The sequence below is a fragment of the Nocardia sp. alder85J genome (assembly GCF_020176955.2).
In the GTDB taxonomy this organism is placed as follows: Bacteria; Actinomycetota; Actinomycetes; order Mycobacteriales; family Mycobacteriaceae; genus Nocardia.
In genome coordinates this window covers 22577-39438 of the sequence record NZ_JAIUCZ020000004.1, presented here as the reverse complement: position 1 = coordinate 39438, position 16862 = coordinate 22577, and the positions used below count along the sequence as shown (strand labels likewise).

The 16862-nt window shown below is 70.7% G+C and carries 15 protein-coding genes; 3 read left to right on the top strand and 12 right to left on the bottom strand.

From position 1 onward, the window contains the following. Positions 1–79 precede the first annotated feature (79 nt). From LBW94_RS16125 to LBW94_RS16115, 3 genes are all read right to left on the bottom strand, one after another. Positions 80–934 (bottom strand): ATP-grasp domain-containing protein, encoded by an 855-nt coding sequence (locus LBW94_RS16125; protein WP_225059435.1) that lies wholly within the window; start codon positions 932–934, stop codon positions 80–82. Positions 935–1184: 250 nt separating this feature from the next. After that, positions 1185–1736 carry a hypothetical protein gene (locus LBW94_RS16120; RefSeq protein ID WP_225059434.1) on the bottom strand — a complete coding sequence of 184 codons (552 nt, stop codon included), beginning with the start codon at positions 1734–1736 and terminating at the stop codon, positions 1185–1187. A 146-nt stretch (positions 1737–1882) separates the two neighbouring features. After that, positions 1883–2797, bottom strand: coding sequence for a LysR family transcriptional regulator (locus tag LBW94_RS16115; protein ID WP_323137875.1), 915 nt, complete (start codon positions 2795–2797; stop codon positions 1883–1885). Between the two features lie 92 nt (positions 2798–2889). Here LBW94_RS16115 and LBW94_RS16105 point away from each other — a divergent pair, with 92 nt between their 5' ends. The 3 genes from LBW94_RS16105 to LBW94_RS16095 all read left to right on the top strand — a co-directional run bounded on the left by LBW94_RS16105 (position 2890) and on the right by LBW94_RS16095 (position 6028). Continuing rightward, the gene (locus tag LBW94_RS16105) at positions 2890–3810 is read left to right on the top strand and encodes a zinc-binding dehydrogenase (protein ID WP_225059433.1); all 921 of its coding nucleotides are present in this window, start codon (positions 2890–2892) and stop codon (positions 3808–3810) included. A 134-nt stretch (positions 3811–3944) separates the two neighbouring features. After that, entirely contained in the window at positions 3945–5591 is a 1647-nt protein-coding gene (locus LBW94_RS16100) for a sensor histidine kinase (protein WP_225059432.1), read from the top strand. Then, entirely contained in the window at positions 5588–6028 is a 441-nt protein-coding gene (locus tag LBW94_RS16095; RefSeq protein ID WP_225059431.1) for a response regulator, read from the top strand. Before LBW94_RS16100 ends, LBW94_RS16095 begins: the two co-directional genes overlap by 4 nt. Positions 6029–6126: 98 nt before the next feature. Here the strand turns inward: LBW94_RS16095 and LBW94_RS16090 are convergent, their stop codons facing one another. The 9 genes from LBW94_RS16090 to LBW94_RS16050 all read right to left on the bottom strand — a co-directional run bounded on the left by LBW94_RS16090 (position 6127) and on the right by LBW94_RS16050 (position 16787). Beyond that, a complete protein-coding gene (locus tag LBW94_RS16090; RefSeq protein WP_225059430.1) occupies positions 6127–6312 on the bottom strand; it encodes a hypothetical protein in 186 nt (61 codons plus the stop codon). Between the two features lie 27 nt (positions 6313–6339). Next, positions 6340–7716: an amidase gene (locus LBW94_RS16085; protein WP_225059429.1), complete on the bottom strand. Its 1377-nt coding sequence runs from the start codon at positions 7714–7716 to the stop codon at positions 6340–6342. Between the two features lie 11 nt (positions 7717–7727). Continuing rightward, positions 7728–9137, bottom strand: coding sequence for an amidase (locus LBW94_RS16080; protein WP_225059428.1), 1410 nt, complete (start codon positions 9135–9137; stop codon positions 7728–7730). Next, complete coding sequence (locus tag LBW94_RS16075; RefSeq protein ID WP_225059427.1) at positions 9134–10573, bottom strand: MFS transporter; 1440 nt, start codon at positions 10571–10573, stop codon at positions 9134–9136. The genes LBW94_RS16080 and LBW94_RS16075 overlap by 4 nt, the downstream gene beginning before the upstream one ends. Beyond that, positions 10570–12153: an amidase family protein gene (locus LBW94_RS16070; protein WP_225059426.1), complete on the bottom strand. Its 1584-nt coding sequence runs from the start codon at positions 12151–12153 to the stop codon at positions 10570–10572. Before LBW94_RS16070 ends, LBW94_RS16075 begins: the two co-directional genes overlap by 4 nt. 35 nt (positions 12154–12188) lie before the next feature. After that, a complete protein-coding gene (locus LBW94_RS16065) occupies positions 12189–13802 on the bottom strand; it encodes an ABC transporter substrate-binding protein (protein ID WP_225059425.1) in 1614 nt (537 codons plus the stop codon). A gap of 101 nt (positions 13803–13903) precedes the next feature. Further along, the gene (locus tag LBW94_RS16060; protein WP_225059424.1) at positions 13904–14845 is read right to left on the bottom strand and encodes an ABC transporter ATP-binding protein; all 942 of its coding nucleotides are present in this window, start codon (positions 14843–14845) and stop codon (positions 13904–13906) included. Next, a complete protein-coding gene (locus LBW94_RS16055; RefSeq protein ID WP_225059423.1) occupies positions 14845–15855 on the bottom strand; it encodes an ABC transporter ATP-binding protein in 1011 nt (336 codons plus the stop codon). The genes LBW94_RS16060 and LBW94_RS16055 overlap by 1 nt, the downstream gene beginning before the upstream one ends. 53 nt (positions 15856–15908) lie before the next feature. Then, on the bottom strand, positions 15909–16787 hold the full coding sequence (locus tag LBW94_RS16050) for an ABC transporter permease (RefSeq protein ID WP_225059422.1): 879 nt from the start codon (positions 16785–16787) through the stop codon (positions 15909–15911). Positions 16788–16862: the final 75 nt, after the last annotated feature.

Genomic DNA, 16862 nt, shown 5'->3' with positions numbered 1-16862 from the left:
CCGCGCGGAGACCGAATTCCGTTGCCGCGGCGCATCGGTGACCCCCAGCGTGCCCATATGGAACCGGGATCCGGCGCGGTCAGCCGTGAGAACCCTTGCGGAGGGCCGTGATCAGCGCCTCGGGCGGGACGGTTCGCGGCCGGTCGCTGACCTGCCCGTCACCGAGTTCGATCACGCGCCAGGCGCCGTCGGACCGCCGCGCGAAGTCGGCTGTGACGAACGGGAGGGACAGAGTCGCGATCGGCCCGCCGAGTGCCGCGAAATCGACCTCGGGCGCCGGTAGTACGTCGGGAGTGTCGGGGTGCGGGCCGATCAGCGCGCAGTGGCCGTCGATCCACCAGGTGCGGACCTCGGCCGTGGTGAAGTGCTCGAACTGCCGGAGCACGAACCCGCCGGTCATGTCCTCGCCGCGCAGTTCCCGGAAGCGGTGCGCGACCTGCCGGGCGGCGGGGGCGTCGGCCAGTTCGGGGATGTACACCGCCTCGCGCCAGTAGTGCTTCATCGACTTGGTGTAGTCGCGCAGCACGGCAGGACCGGAGCCGAGTTCGTCACGCGCCCGGTCGAATTGCGCGTCGCCGTCACCCGCGGTCCACACCGTCCGCGGCGTCAGGCCGGACAGCGCTGCGTACCAACCGGGTAGCTCGTGCGCTCGCCGGTACTGCTCGGGAGCGGTCCGCAGGGTGACGCCGCGCGGCCGCAGGGCCTGCGCGAGCGCGGCATAGTCCGCACTGCGCAGCATCCAGCCGCGGTACCACGCCTGCCCTGCGGTCCGGACCGCGCGCACCGCCTGCTCGGCGCCGCCGGATCCGGTCAGCGCATCGTGATCGATCAGTGCGACCACCATTCCGGCGGAACGAGCGGCCTCCGCCTCGGCGGCGAAATGCTCGTCGACGCGGCGCGGGCGGAGGACATCGGCGGGAACGAGCAGGATCACGATCGCATTGTGCGCGGTGGATCGGCGTCTGTTCGAGTGGTTTTCGCGTCGGCCGCCCGGCTTCCGGCGACGGTTTCCGAACTGCTCTCTCGCAGTGCGACATCCACGGCAATGCGATGGACCGCCATTGGAATGGGGCCTCGAAGTCGGTGCCGCGCAGCGCTTCCGGCAGCGCCGGCGGCCGCTGCCACCGCCGGGCCGCATGCGGCGATCCATCGTCACCGCGCCGTGCGGACCTCGCGCGGCAGCCCTACCGGGGCCGATGGAAGTGGTTGACCTGGGTGTTGTTGTCGCCGATCGCGCCGATCACCGCGCCGGGGGCGTGCACCACGCGGTTGTGGTCGCCACTGACGGCGGTGCCGTGGAAATCGCCGCCGCCGGTGTCGATCGTGATCGATCGGTTGCGGGAGACCGAGACGTCGCGGCCCGCCTGGATGGTCGTGTTGCCGTCGCCGGTCACCGTGGCGGTCTGGGTGACCGTGGTGTCGGCCGGGGTGCGCAGCAGCGGGGTGAGGTGGTCGGTGACCAGGCGCCGGAGTTGCTCCAGTAGTGCGGGATTCGTGGCGACCAGGCGGCGGAGGCGGAGCTGCCACTCGCCGGTGAGGGCGTCCAGGATCGGGCGGTCGGCGCCGGCTTCGACGACTTCGGCGCGGAGCAGGTCCAGATCGGCGCCGAGCTGCCCGGCCTGGCCGGGGTGGTGTTGCTGCCACCAGCCGGTGACGGCGGCCTTCGCATCGGGCCAGGCGTCGGTGGCCATCAGCTTCACCAACGTCGTCCCGGCCTCCACTACAACAGGATCCACGAATACAACCCCCTGATCGTTCGCCGAGCGCCCACCACCATCGTAGAGCCCCGGGGTCTCGGCGGGACCTCGAATTTCCACCGCCGGCCGCGGTAGGGCGTGCTGTCGGAAAGATGTTGTACCGCAGGTGATTCAGACAATCGGGGCTATGAGGTGGCGGCGGATTGCGCCGACGGCCCGCACAGGCAGCGGGTGCAGGCGGAGACGAAGGTGCGCAGGATCGGGCGGTGGTCGTCGGCGCGCCAGACCACCGCCAGTTCGCTCGGGGCGATTCCGGTGACGGGGCGGAAGACCACATCGGGGGAATCGTAGATGTGGGTGTTGCCCTCGGCGACCAGGGCGATGCCGAGGCCGGCGGCGATGGCCTCGAAAGTCTCCTCGGCCGTTTCGGTTTCGGCGGCGATCACGGGCGCGACGGTGCGGTGGTCGGTGGCCAGCCAGAAGTCGCGCAGGGGGCCCGCGGTGGCAGGCAGGGCGACGACGGGTTCGGCGGCGAGTTCGGCGAACGGGATGCTCGGGCGGGCGGCGAGGCGGTGGTGGAGCGGCAGGGCCACCCAGCGGTCCTCCCGGGCGACGACCTGGAAGCCGAACCGCGTGGTGTCCGGCAGGGGTAGCCAGGCGACGGCGATGTCGACCGTGTCGTCGGCGAGGCCGACGGTGGGGTCGGCCCAGCTGATCTGGCGGAAGTGCAGGCGCCGGTCCGGTTCCGTCCGGGCCATGTCCGCGGTGACGCCGGGGATCAGGCCGCGGCCGATCCGGGTATGGAAACCCACCGTCAGGGTCCGGCTCCGTTGCCGCAGGGCGTCGGCCAGGGTGCGGTTGGCGGTATCCCATTCGGCGAGGATGCCGCGCGCGCTCGGTAGTAGCACCTCGCCGTCCGGGGTGAGGGTGACGCCGCGGCGGTCGCGATGGAAAAGCTCTGTGCGCAGATGTGTTTCGAGTTGGCCGATCTGTTTGCTCAGGGCGGGCTGGGAGACGAAGACCCGGGCGGCGGCCTTGGTGAAGTTGAGTTCTTCCGCGACCGCCACGAAATAGCGCAGGTCCCGAATATGAACATCCATAACCACAGGCTATGCCAGAAGGCCTTGGACCGGTCCGGTCGTCGCGCCGCAGACTGACACGGTCGGGTACAGGGTGTCGGAAGGTTGTGGGTATGAGAGCGATCGTCGTCGATCCAGCGGCTGCGTCCGGGGTCGGTTTCGCCGAGGCCCCGGAGCCGGAACCCGGTCCGGGACAGGTGCTCATCGATGTGCGGCACACCTCGCTCAATTCCGCCGAACCGTTCCTGGCCGGGGTGCTGGAGCCGGGCACGGTGCTCGGGTTCGACGCGACCGGGATCGTCGTCGCGGCGGCGGCCGACGGGAGCGGGCCGCCGGTCGGGAGCCGGGTCGTGTCCTATGCCGACCACGGGGGCTGGGCCCGGTTGCGGGCGGTCGACAGCATCGATGTCGCGGTGGTGCCGGATTCGATCGAACTCGGGGTGGCGGCGACGCTGCCCGTGGCGGCGGGGACCGCGCTGCGGGCGTTGCGGCAGGCCGGGCCGGTCGCCGGGCTGCGGGTGCTGGTCACCGGCGCCTCGGGGGGTGTCGGGACCTTCGCGGTGCAGCTGGCGAAGATCTCCGGGGCGCATGTCATCGCCTCGGTCGGCGCGGTGGAACGCGGGGCAGGGTTGCGGGAGTTGGGCGCGGACGAGGTGGTGGTCGGGCTCGACGACATCGATCGGCCGGTCGACCTGGTGATCGATCAGGTGGGCGGGTCCGCCTTGGTGCGGGCCTACGCACTGCTGGCCGAGGGCGGCAGCGTGCAGAGCGTGGGCTGGGCCTCCGGGCAGGCCGCGGTCTTTCCCGTCGCATCGACCCTGGGGCGGCGGCAGCCGATCAGTCTCGTCTCCGTGTACAACGGGGGCGGGCTCACCGACCGCGGCAAGCATTTCCGGATACTGCTGGATCTGATGGAGGCGGGGCGACTGCGGCCCGCGATCGGCTGGCGCGGCAGCTGGGAACGCGTCGGCGAGGCGGTGTCCGCGCTGGCCGGTCGCACGCTGGCGGGCAAGGCCGTCCTCGATCTCGGGTGATCCGCCCACGGGCGGCGGATACGATTGCCCCTGCGGCGCTTCCGGGCCGGGCCGCGACGGTTAGGGTGGGACGACTCCATCGATATCCCTCGAGACCTGCGGGGCAGTGGTGGCCGGATCGAGGATGGTGAACGGTGGCCGTGTGGGCGCGGAGGCAGCCGGGGCCGTGGTGGCGGCGGATCACGGTGCAGGGGTGGTTCGTGCTGGTGGTGGCGCTGATGGCGTTGCTGGTGATGATCGGGACGGCGGTGGGCGCGCAGATGCTCGCGCGCACGGCGCAGGTCTCCGATCAGTTGCTCCAGCAGATCCAGCCCGCGCGCACCGAATCGTATCGGTTGCAGGCCGCGGTGGTGGACCAGGAGACCGGGGTGCGTGGCTATGCCATCGCCGCGGATCGGCAGTTCCTGCAACCCTACGAGCAGGGGCGTCAGGATCAGGATCGGGCCGCGGCGCGGCTGCGGGCGCTGGTCGCCGGGCGCGATGACCTGGTCACCGATCTCGATGCCGCGCAGGCGGCCGCGGCGGTGTGGCAGCACGGCTACGCCGATCCGGTGATCGCCGCCGTCACCCCGGGCAGCCCGCGCGCCCAGGACAAGACCGGGACCGATGCCGGTAAGAAGTCCTTCGACGACGTGCGGGCGAGCTGGGTGCGTCTGGATGCCGATCTGGGGCGGGCGGTCACGGCGGGACGCGCCGATCTGACGCACACGCGGGCGGTCCGCGATGTGGTGCTGATCGGCCTGGTGGTGGTGTATCTGCTGACCGGGCTGGCGCTGGTGGCGCTGGTGCGGGTGCTGGTGACCGGGCCGATGACCGGGCTGGCGAGCGCGTCGCGGCGGGTGGCCGGCGGCGACTACGACAGCCGGATCCCGGTCCGGGGGCCCGCCGATCTGGCGAGTGTCGCCGAGGACGTGGAGAACATGCGGCAGCGCATGGTGGAGGCGCTGGCGGCCGTGCGGGAGCAGCGGGACGAGCTGAGCCGCCAGGCCCGGGAACTCGATGCCCGCGCGGCCGAATTGCAGCGCTCCAACGGCGAATTGGAGCAGTTCGCCTATGTGGCGTCGCACGATCTCCAGGAGCCGCTGCGGAAGGTGGCGGCGTTCTGCCAGATGCTGGAGAAGCGCTACAACGACAAGATCGACGACCGCGGCCGCCAGTACATCTTCTACGCCGTCGACGGCGCGAAACGTATGCAGACGCTGATCAACGATCTGCTCGCCTTCTCCCGGGTCGGGCGGGTGCACGACAGCCGCGAATCGGTCGCGCTCACCCCGGTGGTGACCGAGGCGGTGGCGAATCTGGCTGTCGCCCTGGAGGACAGCGGCGGCCGCATCGACTATCCGGACGATCTGCCCGAGGTCAGCGGCGATCCGCCGGCGCTGGTGATGTTGTGGCAGAACCTGCTCGGCAACGCCCTGAAATTCCGGCACGCCGACCGCAGCCCGGTGGTCACCGTCGAACGCCGGCCCGACGAGCAGCCGGGGATGTGGCTGTTCACGGTGAGCGACAACGGGATCGGGATCCAGCCCGAATTCGCGGAGAAGGTGTTCGTGATCTTCCAGCGCCTGCACTCCCGGGACGCCTACACCGGCACCGGGGTCGGATTGGCCCTGTGCCGCAAGATCGTCGAGTATCACGGCGGCAAGATCCGGGTGGACACCGACTATCCCGACGGCGCCCGCCTCTGTTTCACCCTGCCCGTGTCCACACCCGCCACCCCGGACGAGGACGGCGCCGGCGGCACCGACGCCGCCGACACCGTCGAAGGAGCCCACGCATGACCGACCCCGCCGCCGCGATCGCGATCCTGCTGGTCGAGGACGACCCCGCCGACGAGCTCATCACCCGGGAAGCGTTCGAGGACAACAAGATCCGCAACGAGCTGTACGTCTGTCACGATGGCGAGCAGGCGCTGGACTTCCTCTACCGCCGCCGCGAGCACATCGACGCGCCGCGGCCGGATCTGATCCTGCTGGATCTGAACCTGCCCAAATACGACGGCCGGGAGGTGCTGGAGAAGATCAAGTCCGACCCGGACCTGGCGCCCATCCCGGTGGTCGTGCTCACCACGTCCTCGGCGGAGGAGGACATCCTCCGCTCCTACCGGCTGCACGCGAACGCGTATGTCACCAAACCGGTCGACCTGCCGCAGTTCCTGTCCGCGATCCGGCAGATCGACAATTTCTTCATCCGCGTCGTGCGATTGCCGCGCGGGTAGCAGTGACACCGGCCGCCGCACTGGTCATCGCCGACCGGCCACTGCCGTCCCGCACTCACAGGGTTGCGGCGCAACGGCAGCGGCCGGGGTGGTCTCGTTCAGAGTTCGGCGTGGAAGACGAGGCAGGGTTCCTCGTAGCGGGCCTCCGCCACGGCGTAGAGCTTCTCGATCGAGGCGGCGCGGGCCGGGAATTCGGCGATCATGTGCGCCACCTCCTCCTCACGGGGTTCCAGACCGGCCGCGGCCAGCATGGCCGGGACGACGACGGCGGGATCTGCGGACATGGGTATTCCTCTCTACAGCAACGAATTTCACAGCGGCGGCAGCCGGCGGTGCCAGGACGTCCGCTGCTGGTAGGCGTATCCGGCGGCGAGCACGGTGGCCTCGTCGAAGGGTTTGCCGATAATCTGCAGGCCCAGCGGCAGGCCGTCGTCGGTGAAACCCATCGGGACCGACATCGCCGGATTGCCCAGGGCGTTCCAGTACGGCGTGTGCAGCGCGTCGACGATGCTCTCCAGCGACAGCTTCTCCACTTCCGGTGCACCACAGGCGCTCGTCGGCGTGACGATCAGATCCACCTCCGCGAACAGCTCCGCCACCTTGCGCTGACCGACCCGGCGGACCCGCTGCGCCTGGACGTAGTCGCCGGAGGCCACCAGGGCGCCGGTGGCGACGGCCATCCGGGTGCCGGCGCCGTAGTCCAGCCAGCGGTCGCGCAGATCCGGCCGGTGGTAGGCGAATGCCTCGGCGGTCATGCCGACCATCGTGGTGGCGGTGAGCTCGTCGTACAGCGGCAACCGCACGTCGACGATCTCGGCGCCGGCGGCGACCAGTTCGGCCACCGCCGCGCGCAGCGCGGGTTCCAGTTCCGGCACGGTCATCGGCGAATTGCCCAGCAGCGGATCGAATCCGATCCGCAGCCCGGCCAATGATCCGGTCAGGCCGCCGGTGTAGTCGTCGACGGGGCGGTCGACCGAGGTCGCGTCCCGGCCGTCGTGCCCGGCGAGCACGGCCAGCATCACCGCGCAGTCGGCCGCGCTGCGGGCCATCGGGCCGATATGGTCGTAGCTGTAACCCAGTGGGACACAACCGGCTTTGGGCACCCGGCCGAAGGTCTGCTTCAAACCGGTGATGCCGCAACTGGTCGCGGGGTAGCGGATGCTGCCGCCGGTGTCGGTGCCGAGACCGCCGAGGAACAGGCCCGCGGCCACCCCGTTGCCGGTGCCCGAACTGGAGCCGCCGGGATAGTGCGCGGTGTTCCAGGGATTGCGCGGGATCGGGAACGGCTTGTCCGGATCCGGGGTGCCGATGGCGTATTCCATGGTGGTGGTCTTGCCGGTGATCACCGCACCGGCGGCGCGCAGCCGGGCCACCACCGGCGCGTCCACATTCCTGCCCCAGGAGCGGTCGAGGATCAGGCTCTGCGCCGTCGTCTCCCCCTCCTCGGTGGTGATGATGTCCTTGATACCCAAGGGAATTCCGTGCAGTGGCCCGCGGTCGTTGCCCGCGGCCAGTTCGGCGTCCGCCTTGGCGGCGGCGGCCAGCGCGGTCTCGTCGTAGCGGGCCAGGTAGACCCCCAGCGCCGCGTCGTGCGCGTCGGCGGCGGCGTAGGCGGTCTCGGTGAGCGCCACCGAGGTGGTCTCGCCCGCGCGCAGGGCGGCGGCGGCGTCGGTGATGGTGAGATACATCGGAGTACTCCTCAGATCGCCGCGGGCAGGGTGGGGCGGCGCAGATGATGGGTGGTGGCGGCCTGGTAGGCGCTGCCGAGGGCGAACAGGGTGGCCTCGTCGCGGGGGCGGCCGACGAACTGGAGGCTGGTCGGCAGCCCGCCGACCTCGCCCGAGGGCAGCACCAGGGCCGGGCTGCCGGTCAGGTTGAACGGCACCGACACCCGGCACGCCGCGTCCAGCCACGGCACCTCGCGGCCGCCCAGGTCCGAGGTCATCTCGTCGGCGATGAACGGCGGCAGCGCGGTCATCGCGGGGGTGACCAGGGCCGCGCAGCCGGTCATCGCGGCGGCCAGTTCCTGCTGGAACAGTGGCCGTAACCGCAAGGCGCGCAGGTAATCCGCGGCGCTGACGAACGGCGCCGCGCCCAGCAGCGAGGCGCCCATCTCGTCGCGGTCCTCGATCTTGCCGACGTGGCCCTCGTGCAGCGACAGCATCTCGGCATAGATGATCCACCAGCCGGCCACCGCCGCCAGATCGAAGGTCGGCAGCTCGACATCCACGATCTCGACCCCGAGTGCGGTCAGTTCCGCCAGTGCCGCTTCGTAACTCGCGGCGACCTCCGGATGCATCTCGGCCTCCAGGAAGCCGCGGTTGCGGGCGACCCGCAGCCCGGCGACGTCGGCGCCGAGGGCGGCGGCGAACGGGGTCTCCTCGACGGGCAGTGTGGTCGGGTCGAGCGGATCGGGCCCGGCGATCACGTCGAGCATGAGGGCGGCGTCGGCCACGCTGCGGGTCATCGGCCCGGCGTGGTCCATCGTCCAGGACAATCCCATCACCCCGTGCCGGGGCACCCGGCCGTAGGTGGCCTTGATGCCGGTGATGCCGCAGAAGGAGCTGGGGATGCGGATCGAGCCGCCGGTGTCGGTGCCGATCGCCAGCGGCACCTGGCCCAAGGCGACCGCCGCGCCGGAGCCCGACGAGGAGCCGCCGGTGGTGCGGCGCGGATCCCACGGATTGCGGGTCGGGCCGAAGGTCTTGTTCACCGCACCGCCGCAGGCGAATTCGAACGTCGCGAGCTTGGCCACCAACACCCCTCCGGCGGTGGACAATCGGGACGCCAGCACCGCGTCGGCCTCGGGCACCCAGTCCCGGTAGAGGGCCGAGCCGCCGGTGGTGCGGATGCCCGCGGTGGCCACGATGTCCTTGAGGCCGAAGGGAATTCCCTCCAGCGGCCGGGCGGTGCCGGCCCGCCAGCGGGCATCGGATTCGGCCGCGGCGTCCAGTGCGCGGTCGGCCAGCAGGGTGATCACCGCGTTCACGGCCGGTTCGGTGGCCTCGATGCGGGCCAGGCAGGCCGCCACGGCGTCGCTCGGGGTGGCGGTGCCGGCGCCGAACGCGTCGAGCAGTTCGGTGGCGGTGAGGTCGGCGAGGTCGCTCACGGCTTGCCCCCGTCCTCGATCCAGGCCAGCGCGGTGGCGGGCTCGCTGACGGTCTCGACGAACGGCAGCGGAATCGCGCGCAGCCGTTCCAGTTCCGCGCGGTACCGCACGTGGGTGGCGTAGGCCTGGGCGAATCGCTCGGGGGTGAGCGTGATGTCGGAATTCGTCGCCAGTACGGCGAATTCCTCGGGTGGGGGCAGGGGCATGATCTTCTCCTTCAACAGGATCGGGCGCGACGGCCGGGGCAGGGTCTCGCGCACGGTGAGGGTGAGCAGCAGGCCGCCGAACAACAGGACGGAGGTGGCCGCGAGGGCGGCGCGCACCCCGCCCGCGGCGATCCCGGCGGCGGCGAACAGGCCGCCGGCCAGCATCCCGATGTCGCAGGCGATCCGGTAGACCGCGAGCGCGCCCTCCGGATTCTCGGCGAGGTCGATGGTCATCGCGGCCGGGACCACCCAGGTGGCGCCGACGGTGACCCCGGTGGCCAGCGCGCCGACGAAGAATCCGGCCGGGCTGTGCACGACGATGGCGAGGACGCCGACGGCCACCGTCCCCCAGGCCAGCGCGAGCGCCAGCGGCAGTTGCCGGCCGAACCGGTCGCTGAGCCCGCCGCCGAAGTGCATGGTGCCGATATCGGTGAGCGCCAGCGCGAACAGCCCGGCGCCCAACGCGATCCAGCTCATCCCGAGCTTGTCGCCGAGCAGCGGCACCAGGGTCAGGGCCAGCCCGGATCGCACGGCCTGACCGAGTCCGGCCAGGACCAGCGCCGACCACATCCGGCGGCCGCGCACGCCGAGCCCGGACGGCAGCCCGAACCGCGGCGGCTGTGGCGACACCCAGCGCGGGGTGAGGTACCAGGCGGCCACGGCGCCGACCAGGTTGACCACGCCGCAGACCGCGAACAGCCAGCGCAGCCCGTCCGGACCGGGCGCGACGGTGGCGATCAGACCGCCGCCCAGCGGCCCGGTGGCCACGCCGAGGAACCAGAACGCGTTGAACGTCCCGATCGCCCGCCCGCGGGTTTCGCTGCCCACCAGGCGGATCGCGAGCGCGACCCCGCCGCCGAGGAACAGCGCCGACCCGAAACCCTGGAGCACCCGGGCGATTCCGACGACCTCCCAGCTGCCGGTCGCCGCCGACAGCAGGCAGCCGGCGCCGAACACCAGCAGCGACACCGTCAGCGCGGTCCGCGACGGCACCCGCGGCACGAACCGGGTGCCGACGAAATCGACCAGCAGCAGCGACAATCCGATGGAGGAGACCACGACGGCCGCCCATTCCGGCGAGCCGCCGAGCCCCACCACGAGCAGGGCGGTGAACGGTGCGGTCAGCCCGAACCCGACCCCGGCGACGAGGACGACCAGGTGGAACCGGCGGCGCGCCCCCGGTTCCACCGAATCGGGAAGGACATGCCGCGCGGCCGCGGCGCCGGTCATCGCGACCCGGCCGGTTCCGTGGCCGTTCCGCCGGGCATGACCCCCACCGCCGCCTCGATCACCGCACCGGCGCGGAAGGTCAGCGCGTCCTGCCACAGCGGCGCGATGATCTGGATCGAGGTGGGCATCGAGGTCTCCGGATCGGTGCCGCTGGGCACCGCCAGCGCCGGATGCCCGGACAGGTTGAGCACGCAGGTGTTGGCGACCATGGTGGTACCGCGCGACAACAGCTCCGGATCCTCGGCGGGCCGGTCCAGCAGTACCGGGGCCACCTGCGGCGTGGTCGGGGTGACCAGCAGATCGCAGCTGCCGAACACCGCGTCGATCTGGGCGATCAGCGCGCGGCGCAGGTTCGCGGCCTTGGCGAAGTAGGTGGAGAAGTACTTGTCGTGCAGGTACCTTCCGCCCAGCAGCCACACCTTGAAGAACGGCGGGAACGAATCGGCCTCCAGCCGGCGGACCATGCCGAAGGCGTGCGTGCGTTCCACGTCGACCTCGCCCAGATGCGAGTAGCCCGCGCCGTCGGCCTGGGTGTTGAGCCAGGCCAGGTGCAGCAGCAACGTGGTCTCCACCGCCCACGCGTCCGACCACAGCGGCACCGAGACCGGGACCACCGTGGCGCCCGCGGCTTCCAATGTCGCACAGCAACTTTCGAAGGCCGCGAGCACGCCGGGCTCGCACAGCGCCGGATCCCGGGCCTCGGTGACCACCCCGATCCGCAGGCCCGCCACGCCGCCGCCGAGTTCGGCGGCGGCGGTGGTCGGGGCGGGCAGCGCTCGCACCCACTGCGGATCGCGGTCGGAGTGACCGCTCATCACGTCGAGCATGCGCGCGGTCAGCTCGACCGTGGCCGCCATCGGGCAGACCGCGTCGATGGTGTGGTCCATGTAGGTCAGCCCGTGCGAGGGCACCAGGCCCTGGCTGGGCTTGATGGACACGATCCCGTTGAAGGAGGCCGGAATTCGCGCCGAGCCACCCTCGTCGACACCGATCGCGAGATCGACCGCGCCGGAACGCACCGCCGAACCCGAGCCGCCCGAGGAGCCGCCGGAGGAGCGTGCCGGGTCGACGGCGTTGCGGGCCGGGCCGTACCAGCTGGATTCGCCGGTGCCGGAGGTGGAGAAGTCGTCGAGGTTGGTCTTGCCGACGACATCGGCCCCGGCGGCCAGCAACCGGGCCACCACCACCGCGTCGGTGGTCGGCGTATAGCTCAGCGTCCGTGAGGAATTGGTGATCGGGATGCCCGCGACCGCGAGGTTGTCCTTGACCCCGACGGTGAGCCCGTGCAGGGGGCCGTCGGCGGCGCCGCGGACCAGGCAGCGCCGGATGAAGGCGTGGAACGGGTCCTCGGCGTCGCACACCGGCCCGCCCGGATCACGGTCGGTGTACTGCAACGGCGGTGTGGGAGCGTGCAGTTCATCGAGCCGGTCCACATTGGTGAGGATCTGGTCGAGGATCTCGGCGTACTGCTCGGCCTCCCGCGGGGTCAGCGAGAGATGTTCGGCCGCGCCGAGTTCGGTCATCTCGGCCGGCGTGGGGCGGCGCACGAAGCCACGGATGCGTCCACGGGGGATCGCCATGACGGTCTTCCTTTCGAGTGGGTGACGGAATCGGTTCAGCCGACCGAGAGCTGGGTCAGGTCGGCGAACCAGGACTGGGGCTGCACGAAGCCGTGCACATTCGCCGCCAGTACGCGCGGGTTGCGGTCGTTGACCACCACCAGCCAGGGGGAATCCTTCAGCAGTAGCTGCCCGGCCTGCGAATACAGATCCGAGCGCGCGGTGTCGTCGAGCACCGTGCGGGCCTTGGCCAGCAGGGCGTCCACCTGCGGGTTGGAGTACTTGCCCGCGTTGATCGCCGAATCGGTGCCGAACCAGCTGCGCCAGAAGCCTTCCTGCTGATAGCTCAGCGAGATGTTCAGCGCGTCGGCGTTGTCCGGGATCTTGCCGGCGAAGTAGTCGTTGAGCATCGCCGCCCATTCGATGGGCTTCAGCTCCACCTTGACCCCGACCGCGGCCAGATCGGTCTGCAACGCGGTGTTCATCGGGGTGGGCACCATGTTGCCGGAACCGCTGGTCGGATACGACAGCGTCATCGAGAAGCCGTTGGGGTAACCGGCCTCGGCGAGCAGCGCTTTCGCCTTCGCGGGGTCGTAGCCGTAGCCGTCGTCGGCGGGGCGGTAGGCGGCGTTGGCGTGCGGCACGAAGCCGAGCGCGGGTTCCGCGGTGCCCTTGAGGATGTTGTCCACCAGCGCCTGCCGGTTGATCGCCCAGTTCAGCGCCTCGCGCACCTTCGGGTTGTCGAACGGCGCCTTGGTCATGTTGTAGACCCAGGGCCAGATGTGGTCGTAGGAATTGGTGAGCACCTGGAAGTTCTGCGACTTCAGGTTCGGCACGTCGTCCGGCGGCGGCACCTCGATCCAGTTGACCTCACCGGAGCGCAGCGCGGCCACCCGGGCGGTCGGATCCGGGATCGGCCGCAGGATCACCTTCGACACCTTCGGCGCACCGGCCCAGTACTTGTCGTTGGCCACCAGCACCAGGCGCTGGCCGCGGACCATCGAATCGAACTTGAACGGCCCCGTACCGACCGGCTTCTCGGCGAACCCCTGGTTCCCCTCCGCCTTCACCGCGGTGGGGCTGGCGAAGTACACCGTCGCCAGGTCGCTGGGCAGATAGGCCCACGGACCGTTGGTGTCGATCTGGATGGTCAGATCGTCGATCTTCTCGAAACTCTTCACCCCGGCGATGGACAGGCCACCCTGCGCGTTGAGTTCCTGGTAGTAGTTCGGGCTGGTCTTGTTGTCGTAGCGATCCAGATTGAAGATGGCGGCGTCGGCGTTCCACGGCGTGCCGTCGTGGAAGGTGACGCCGGGCCGCAGCTTGAACGTCCAGCTGGTGAGATCGGCGTTGGGCGACCAGGATTCGGCGAGATCGGGAATGATCTTCGGGATCTGGTCACCCTTGGTCAGATCGAATTTCGTCAAGCCGTCGTAGAGCTGGTTGCCGACGAAGCGCAGGCCCTCGTACCCCTGCCCCTGCGCGAGACCGGTGTCCAGCACCGGGATGTCGGAGGCGGTCATGCCGATGATCAGCGTATTCCCGCCGCCGCCACCGCCGTTGGTGGCGCTGCCGCCACAGGCGGCCGGCATGAGCGCGAGAACGGCGGCGAGGGCGCCGAGCAGCAGGGACCGCTTTCGGCGGCGAGTGAGATGGCGAGGCGTGAACACGGCATTTCCTCTCGGGATGGGGTTACCGGACCGGGCCGGGGCGTGGGGGATCGTCCGGTGACCATCGGGCGGTCATCGGTGGCTGGTGGGTGCGGGGTGGGTCAGCCCGGGACGGCGACCGGACCGACGTGGATGCAGGCGGCCCGGTGGCCGGGTGCGGCCTCGGTCAACGGCGGCCAGCTGTCGGCGCAGACGTCCTCGGCGACCGGGCAGCGGGTGCGGAAACCGCAGCCCGACGGCGGATTCGCCGGATTGGGCAGATCACCGGAGAGCACGATGCGCTCGCGCTCGCGGCCCGGCGTCGCGGACAGCAGCGCCTGCGTGTACGGGTGTTGCGGATTCGACCAGAGCTGTTGTGCCGGAGCAATTTCCACCACCCGGCCCAGATACATCACGGCGACCCGATCGGAGATGTGTTCCACCACCGCCAGATCGTGCGAGATGAACAGGAACGCGACGCCGGTCTCGGCCTGGAGGTCGGCGAGCAGATTCAGCACCTGCGCCTGCACGCTCTTGTCCAGCGCCGACACCGCCTCGTCGCAGACCACCAGATCCGGCGAGGTGGCCAGCGCCCGCGCGATCGCGACCCGCTGCAACTGGCCGCCGGACAGTTCGTGCGGGAACCGTTCGGCGTGCGCGGCGGTCAGCCCCACCCGTTCCAGCAGTTCCAATACTCGCGGCCGACGGGCCGCGCGGTCGACACCGTGGGCGCGCAGGTTGAATTCGATCGACTGCCGGACCCGCAGCCGCGGATTCAGCGAGGTCTGCGGATTCTGTGGCACCACCTGCAACCGGGCCCGCAATGCCCGCAACTCGGCATTGCCCAGCCCGGCCAGCGGTTCGCCGTCGAAGGTCACCGAGCCGCTGTCGGGGGCCAGCAGTCCGAGCAGCATCTTGCCGGTGGTGGACTTGCCGCAGCCGGATTCGCCCACCACACCCAGGGTTTCGCCGCGGGCGACACTCAGCGACACGTCGGAGACCGCGCGCACGCCGTTGCCGAAGGTCTTGGTGAGCCCCTCGGCGCGGAGCAGTTCGGTGGTCATCACGCCACCGCCGCTTCGGTATTGACCACGGGGCACGCGGCCACCCGGTCCGCGCCGACGGCGACCAGCGGCGGATCCGCCTCGCCGCACGAGCGCCGTGCGTGCGGGCAGCGGGCCGCGAAGGCGCAGCCGAGCGGGAACGCGCCGACCGAGGGCGGGGAGCCGACGATGGAACGCAGTGCGCCGCGGGCAATTCCGGGCGTGGGCAGCGAATCGAGCAGGCCCGCGGTATAGGGATGCCGCGGCGACGACAGCACCTGCCGGGCCGGGCCCTCCTCGACCAATTTGCCCGCGTACATGACGCCGACCCGGCCGCCGAATTCCGCGGCGACACCGACATCGTGGGTGACCATCAGCACCGCCATGCCCAGGCGCTGCTGCAATTCCGCGATCAGTTCCAGGATCTGAGCCTGCACGGTGACATCCAGCGCGGTGGTGGGTTCGTCGGCGATCAGCACCTGCGGATCGCAGCTGACCGCGATCGCGATCACGGCGCGCTGGCGCATGCCGCCGGACAGTTCGTGCGGATAGCTGTCGGCCACCCGTTTCGGATCGGGGATGCCGACCAGCGCCAGCAATTCCTCGGCCCGGCGGCGGGCGGCGCCGCGCACCCGCTCCACCCCGTGCGCGGCGAGCACCTCGGTGAGCTGGGAACCGATGCGGCGCAACGGATCCAGTGCGCCGGTGGGATCCTGTGGCACCAGCGCGATCTGGGCGCCGCGGATCGCCCGCAGTTGCGGCTCGGCCAGATCCAGCAGTTCGCGGCCCAGGAGCTTGACACTGCCGCCGATCTCGGCGGAGGGGCCGTACAGCCGCATGATCGAGCGGGCCGTGACGGATTTGCCGCTGCCGCTCTCACCGAGCAGCATCATGGTCTCGCCGCGGCGGACGGTGAACGAGACGCCGCGGACCACCTCGGTGCGGCGGTTACGGGAGACGAAAGTCGTTGTCAGATCGGTGATTTCGAGCGGCGGTGGCGCTTCGGTCATCATGCGGTATTCCCGGGGCATGCTCGGGGAGCCTCCGTGGTCACGCTCCGCTGCCGCCGCCGGCTCCTGACCGTTCATGCCCGCATCTCCCCTCGCACGTCGAGCAGGTCGCGCAGGCCGTCGCCGAGGACGTTGAAGGCGACCGAGGTGATCAGGATGGCCAGCGCCGGAATCGCGGCCAGCAGCGGCGCGGAATAGATGTACTGGGTGTGCTCGCTGACCATCAGGCCCCATTCGGCCTTCGGCGGCGAGATGCCCAGGCCCAGGAAGCTCAGGCCGGCGGCGTACACGATGGACAGGCCGATCAGGGCGGTGCAGTAGACCACCACGGGCGGCGCCACATTCGGCAGCACCTGCCACAGCGCGATCGCCGAGCGGCGCGCCCCGCTGGCCCGTGCGGCCTCCATGTAGTCCAGATCCACCAGTTTGCGGGTCTCGGTCTCGGCGACCCGGGCCACCGGCGGCACCAGGATCACCGCGAGCGCGATGATCGCGTTCGACAGGCCCGATCCCAGTGCGGCGGCGATCGCCACCGCCAGCAGCACCGCGGGGAAGGCGTAGAACACGTCCAGGGTGCGCATGATCAGCCGCTGCCCCCATCTGCCGGACAGGCCCGCGGTGACGCCGAGCCCGGTGCCCACGAGCGCGGCGAACGCGACCGGGATCAGACCGGCCAGCAGCGACAGCCGGCCACCGTTGACCAAGCGGGACAACACATCCCGGCCTTGGCCGTCGGTGCCGAGTAGGTGGCCGGGCGCACCGAAGGGCAGCAGGCGCTGCGAGGTGTCACCGGCGATCGGGTCGCCGACCCACAGCGGCCCGATCAGGGCGGCCAGCATGATCAGCAGGATCACCACCGCGGCGATGGTGGCGCTCACCGGCATTCGGCGGCGACGGGAGGTGGGGCGTGCGGGGGCTTCGGGCAGGGTCACGGCCTCGGCCAGTACTGTCATCGAACACTCCTCGGCAGTTCGGGTCGGAAGGAGTCGGTGGGAAGGGAACCGGCGACACTGCCGTCAGAGGTGAGC